We start from the raw sequence: 4,241 nt of genomic DNA, 5'->3' as shown, positions 1-4,241 counted from the left end.
CCGGTCCAGCGCCACGCTGTAGAACTGCTCGATGGGCAGGTTGTTGAGGAACCGCCACGTCTTCCCGCGGTCCGTGGTCGTGAACACCCCGCCGTCGTTGCCCTGCACGATGCGCCGCGGGTCCTGCGGGTCCACCCAGACCGCGTGGTGGTCCGGGTGCACCTGCGGATCCAGCGGGTGCACCGTGCGGCCGCCGTCGGTGCTCTCCATCAGGTTGAACGAGCCGAAGTACACGTGGTTCTCGTCCTCGGGCGAGACCACCACCTGCGAGAAGTAGTACGGCCGCACGCTGTAGGCCCGGCTCGGGCTCACCAGCCGCCAGTGGTCGCCGCCGTCGGTGGATTCGTAGAGCGTCCCCGCGCGGCTCTCCACCACCGCGTACACGTGGTTCGGGTTGCTGGGCGCGATCCCGATCCCGATGCGGCCTACCAGCCCCTCCGGCAGCCCGTTGCGCAGCCGCGTCCACGTCTCCCCGCCGTCGGTGCTGCGGAAGATGCCGCTGCCCGCGCCGCCGTCCACCAGCTCCCACGGGTAGCGCCGCATCTGCCACATGGCCGCGAACACCACGCGCGGATTGCCGGGCTGGAACGCCAGGTCGATGGCGCCCGTGGTGTCGTTCACGAACAGCACCCGCTTCCACGTGCGCCCTCCGTCGGCCGTGCGGAACACGCCGCGCTCCGGGTTGGGCGTCCACACCTTCCCCAGCGCCGCCACCAGCACCACGTCCGGGTTCTGCGGATCGACGGCGATGCGGGGGATCTGGCCCACGTTCTCCAGCCCCGCCAGCCGCCAGCTCCGCCCCGCGTCTGGCGAGAAGTACACGCCGCGCCCGTTGGTGATGTCGTTGCGGGGGTTGCCCTCGCCCGTGCCCACCCACACCAGGTTCGGGTTTGACGGCGCCAGCGCCACCGCGCCGATGGACGCCGTGGGCTGCTTGGCGAACACCGCGTCCCACGTGTTTCCGCCGTTGGTCGTCTTCCACACGCCGCCGGACGCGGAGCCCACCCAGATCGTGTTCGGGTCACCGGGCACGCCCGCCACCGCCGCCACGCGCCCGCCCGCCACCGTGGGGCCCAGGTTGCGGAACGGAAGGCCACCGGTGTCCGGCGGGGCGGGGGCCTGGGCGCGGGCGGCCGTCGCGGCGAGCAGCGCGGCGGCGCCCAGGGATCTGAGCAGCGGCAGTCTCATCGGTACACTCCGTAGCTGCGTTGTGTGGAAGGGATCGCGAAGTGATATACCCGCTCTCCCCGACCGGAACAAGAAGCGTTTTCGTCAGATGTGGCGCCACCCGCCCTCGCGACTTCATATCCCGTTGTTGGGTTGCGATTTATCGCATCCACCTTTCCGCCTCCACGACCTTCGTCCATCCTCCCCACATCTCCGGACTTCGTTGTTCCACTGTCGCCGCGACGCCAGGCGGACACGGCAGATGTGGAAAGGCCGTGGAATCCCTCGGGATTCTACGGCCTCGTCAATCGCCCTCGGTCACGTCGAAGGGCATCCATCTTCCGTCGGCCTCATGCCTCCGCCGGCACGACCACAGCGCCCGGCGGCAGCCACGGCGTGTCGGAAGGCGGCGACCATCCGCCCCGCCCGAACGTGATCCACACCCGCTCCGAGTTGATCCAGTACAGCGACCAGACCAGCGCCCACATCACCGTGCGCAGGTTCTCCACGATGGCGCGCGTCATCGACTTCACGGCCTCCGCCGACGCGGGAAGCTCTGCCTGCATCCAGTTGTGGATCGCGATCCCGGCCCCGGTGTCCAGCAGGCTTCCGACCACGACCAGCCCCAAATACGCCAGCCAGAACCGCGGCGCACGGCGGTCGCGGGTCACGGTGAGAATGATACCGGCGACGGGAAACGCCAGCCGGGCGGCGCTGAACAGCATCTCCATCACGATTGTGGCGTGATACAGCGGGATGACGCTCGTGTCGTCCCACGCCGGCTGCGCGAACGGTTCGAAGACCGAAGGGATGGTCAGCGCCACCAGCAACACGGTGATCGCCTGCCCGACCAGGAAGAAGAGCATCCACCCTCCAACTCCGAACAGCGGGTGCGCGCGGTCCAGCGCATTGGGATGATAGGTTCGCATCTGTTGGGAGATTCAGGAGATTTCAGAGGAAACGCTTGAAACGCCGGCGTAACTTCGCATCGGCTCCGCTCCGGCGGAAGAGGATCGCGCTCGACCGAAGCTGGGCGACGGATCACCGCCGCTGCGACTACCCCGTCCCGACCCTGGCGAAGTGCCTGGCCTGCACCGTGCGACCTCCACCGTTCGCGGAGGATGGCGTCGCAGAGGATCAGCGGGCGGATCGCCTGGGATTCGGCGCGGTGGATCGGGGTGGATCAGCGTTTCGGTAGATGTGGGGCGGCCCACGTACTTCGGAGAAGAGGGCGATGCGGGATACGGGGGCGGATTTCGACGTTGTGGTGATCGGCGGGGGCGTGGCAGGCTTGGCGGCGGCGGGCGAGCTGGCGCGGGCGGGGCTCTCGGTCGTGCTGCTGGAGGCGCGGGATCGCCTGGGCGGACGCGTCTTCACCCTCCACGACCCCGCGCACCCGCTACCGGTTGAGCTGGGCGCCGAGTTCGTGGACGTGCCCGGGCCGGCGTTCGACGCCATCCGTGCGGCGGGCGGAGCCGCATACCGCAGCGCGGGCGGGCAGTGGGAGGTTGATGCGGGAACGGCGAAGCCCATCGACCTGAACGGCGTGGTCGAGCACGTCCTGGGCAAGCTGAACCCGCCGCCGGAGCGCGACCAGCCCTTCCTCGCGTTCCTGGACGAGTGCTGCCCCGGCGTGCGCGAGCACGACCGCGACCTCGCCATCCGCTACGTCGAAGGCTTCCACGCCTCCGAGGCCGGCCGCGTCGGCGTCCAGTGGCTCGCGAAGACTACGGGCGACAGCGGCGGGGGAGGCGGCCCCGTGCGCCACCATCCCCTCGGCGGCTTCGTCCTGGCCGTGCAGGGCCTCGCCGCCGCGCTCGGGGACCGCTGCGACGTCCGTCTCGGCCGCGTGGTCACCTCCGTAGACTGGAGCCCTGGAAGCGTGCGCATCTCCTGCTCGCGATCCGAAGCTCCAACCGAGCCGGAAATCATTTGCGCTCGCTGCACCATCATCACCGTCCCCCTCGGCGTCCTCCAGGCTGAGGAGGGTGCGCCCGGCGCCATCCGCTTCTCGCCGGACGTGCCGGAGATGCGAGATGCCGCGCGGCGCCTGGAGATGGGCCACGTGGTGAAGCTCACGCTGCGCTTCCGCGAAGCCTTCTGGGAAGATTCGGTGGATTTCGGGAAGGGGGATGGTACGCGCGAGGAGCACAAGTTCTTCATGTCCGCCCAACCAGTCCCGGCTTGGTGGACGTACTCGCCCGTCATCGCGCCGGTCCTCATCGGCTGGGCGGGCGGCGGCCAGGCGTTGCGGCTGATGGAGCACGGCGGCGATCCCGTCGGCCCCGCGCTCGACTCGCTGGCGGCCATCACCGGCGTCGGCCGGGAGAAGGTTGAGGCGCAGCTGGAAGACTGGCACTGGCACGATTGGAGCCGCGATCCGTTCGCCCGCGGCGCGTACAGCTACGTGCCCGCGGGCGCGCTCCCCGCGCAGGAAGCACTCGGCCGCCCCGTCGCCGGCACCCTCTTCTTCGCCGGCGAGGCGACCTCCACCGACGGCTGGAACGGCACCGTCGACGGCGCAATCCACACCGGCCGCCGCGCCGCCTCCGAAGCCCTCCGCGCGCTCCGCGGCTGACGTTCCACCTTCCGGAGACGCCCGGAACGAAGAGGAGGTGCGGCCGGCTTGGCCCGCACCTCCTCTTCGTCCTCCAGCGAGCTACCGGCTGTCTTCGCCCAACTGCTGCTTCGCCTGCTCGTCGTTCCACGCCTCCACGGCCTCGGCAGGCGTACGGCCCTCCAGGTCGGGCCTGCCGGTCGTCTCCCACTTCCTCTGCCGGGCCAGCAGCACGTCGTGCAGCTCCGCCAGGTCCGCCCGGCCGCGGGCGACCTCCTCGTCGTGCCACTCCAGCCACCGCCGGTGCAGCTCCCGCCGCAGCCGCACCACCGTATGGTTCATCAGGGTCGGCCAGCCGCCGCGTACGCCCGGGATCTCGCGGCTCGGCACAAGCGCGCGCATGGTCAGGTCCAGGAACAGCTCGGGGGCGATGTCGTCCAGCACGTCCAGCACCGGCTCTCCCCGCCCGGTGCGGTCGCGCAGCACGGCTTCCAGGTCCTCGATCACGCGTTCCCCG

4 protein-coding genes are annotated in these 4,241 nt (G+C 70.3%); 1 reads left to right on the top strand and 3 read right to left on the bottom strand.

Annotated elements, in window-relative coordinates; all coding sequences use genetic code 11:
* Together VFE05_22910 and VFE05_22905 are read right to left on the bottom strand one after the other, a co-directional pair.
* Positions 1-1,188 (bottom strand): hypothetical protein (locus VFE05_22910; protein ID HET6232946.1); only part of this gene is annotated, 1,188 nt, incomplete at its 3' end.
* Between the two features lie 329 nt (positions 1,189-1,517).
* Positions 1,518-2,096, bottom strand: coding sequence for a DUF2569 family protein (locus tag VFE05_22905; GenBank protein ID HET6232945.1), 579 nt, complete (start codon positions 2,094-2,096; stop codon positions 1,518-1,520).
* A gap of 305 nt (positions 2,097-2,401) precedes the next feature.
* On the opposite strand from VFE05_22905, the gene VFE05_22900 reads away from it, so the two are divergent.
* Complete coding sequence (locus tag VFE05_22900; GenBank protein ID HET6232944.1) at positions 2,402-3,745, top strand: NAD(P)/FAD-dependent oxidoreductase; 1,344 nt, start codon at positions 2,402-2,404, stop codon at positions 3,743-3,745.
* Positions 3,746-3,826: 81 nt separating this feature from the next.
* Here the strand turns inward: VFE05_22900 and VFE05_22895 are convergent.
* A partial coding sequence (locus VFE05_22895; GenBank protein ID HET6232943.1) for a hypothetical protein occupies positions 3,827-4,241 on the bottom strand: 415 nt, incomplete at its 5' end.

This window comes from Longimicrobiaceae bacterium (genome assembly GCA_035696245.1).
In the GTDB taxonomy this organism is placed as follows: Bacteria; Gemmatimonadota; Gemmatimonadetes; order Longimicrobiales; family Longimicrobiaceae; genus DASRQW01.
Note: the sequence above shows the minus strand (reverse complement) of the source record. Positions and strands in the feature narration are given on the sequence as shown.

Bases quoted from the DNA above. Each gene is read 5' to 3' on its own strand.
- VFE05_22905 (HET6232945.1), bottom strand. From the start codon at position 2,096: ATGCGAACCTATCATCCCAATGCGCTGGACCGCGCGCACCCGCTGTTC.
- VFE05_22900 (HET6232944.1), top strand. From the start codon at position 2,402: ATGCGGGATACGGGGGCGGATTTCGACGTTGTGGTGATCGGCGGGGGC.